This window comes from Ruminococcus sp. OM04-4AA (assembly GCF_003462585.1).
In the GTDB taxonomy this organism is placed as follows: domain Bacteria; phylum Bacillota; class Clostridia; order Lachnospirales; family Lachnospiraceae; genus Mediterraneibacter; species Mediterraneibacter faecis.
The window spans coordinates 1-1236 of sequence record NZ_QTZH01000150.1; the positions used below are offsets into that span (position 1 = coordinate 1).

At 36.0% G+C, this 1236-nt stretch carries 2 protein-coding genes; both read right to left on the reverse strand.

The window, feature by feature from the left end; all coding sequences use genetic code 11:
• Positions 1-74 precede the first annotated feature (74 nt).
• Positions 75-452: an SdpI family protein gene (locus DXB52_RS15825; protein ID WP_118108068.1), complete on the reverse strand. Its 378-nt coding sequence runs from the start codon at positions 450-452 to the stop codon at positions 75-77.
• Between the two features lie 54 nt (positions 453-506).
• Positions 507-1022, reverse strand: a complete 516-nt coding sequence (locus tag DXB52_RS15830) for a GNAT family N-acetyltransferase (RefSeq protein ID WP_009244780.1) — start codon at positions 1020-1022, stop codon at positions 507-509.
• Between the last annotated feature and the right edge of the window lie 214 nt (positions 1023-1236).

Genomic DNA, 1236 nt, shown 5'->3' on the forward strand with positions numbered 1-1236 from the left:
TAGAACGTATAGTTAATTTCCATACGCTCTATCTCACATTTCATATTAAATTTTTGAATTCTACAAGCTAGAATTTATCGTCTTGTTCCATTCTTATCAAAATTCTTTTTTAATGCTATTTCTGTTGGGAGAATAGACCCAATTAAAGGAATAAGTTGAACACCACAGATAATTCCTCCTATACCCCCAACACAATCTTCATTTTTTCCAATCACTAAAAGCATGAATATTACTGTTATCGGCAACATAACCATTCCACAGACATACCAGACTTTACCACAATATTTATGAGCAAATTCCCATGTGTCTTTGTTCTTCATAGACATCGAAGTCCGATATCCAAATACTGAATTTATTTCCTTTGGAGCCTTTTTCATAAAATATCTTCCAAAACCAATCATCGTAAATGGAAGAAGCAAATCCATAATCAACATAAAAATCCAAACCCCCATTGTAAACCTCCTTTACTACAACTCCCGATTTTCTCAATTCTCCAAACTGGAATTTCATAAACGCATTTGCTTCTTAAACGCAAACATTCCCTCATTGCCATCACCGACAAAATCGTCCGGTGTATCCGGCATAGGATGTTTTTCATTAAAAAATTCTGTAATATGAAAGCCGCAGACATTCACATAAAAATGAATGTTGCGCTTATCAAAGTACGGCGTACAGGTTTCCCATACTTTCGTGTTCGGATATATTCGTTCCAATTCAAACCATATCTTCTTACCGATACCATTGCTCTGAACTCCGTTCTTTACAAAAAGCAGGTCAAGATGGTTATGCTGTGTACTCTCATTGATAATAACAACAGCACCGCCCACCATTTCTCCATCGACAACGGCTTTATAGACAGCAGAACCCTCCGCATTCAGCGACTGGTCAATGTCCTTTTCAGGCAGAATAACAGCATCTGTTTTCCCAAAAGCATCTTCAAAACCTTTCTGAAATGCTTCCTGCATATCCGCCTTGTATTGCGTTAATTCTTTTGGTTCTATACAAACTAATTGGAAGGTCATTTTATATCTATCTCCTCAAAAATTCCGATTTTAATGTCTCTATTATACCATAATGATACTATTATAAAAAAGGAAAAAGAGCTCCTTCGAGCTCTTTTGGGTCAGTTCTGCAAACTTGAATTTATATAATTATTCCTCTAACTTTCCCCATTTTATAGGCTTTCCCGCCTGTCCATTAGTGAAATGATATGTAGTTTCCCTTATTTTTGCCCTT

What these genes read in the sequence shown, in the direction of transcription:
- DXB52_RS15825 (WP_118108068.1), bottom strand. Translation starts at nt 452, where the DNA reads ATGGGGGTTTGGATTTTTATGTTGATTATGGATTTGCTTCTTCCATTT.
- DXB52_RS15830 (WP_009244780.1), bottom strand. Translation starts at nt 1,022, where the DNA reads ATGACCTTCCAATTAGTTTGTATAGAACCAAAAGAATTAACGCAATAC.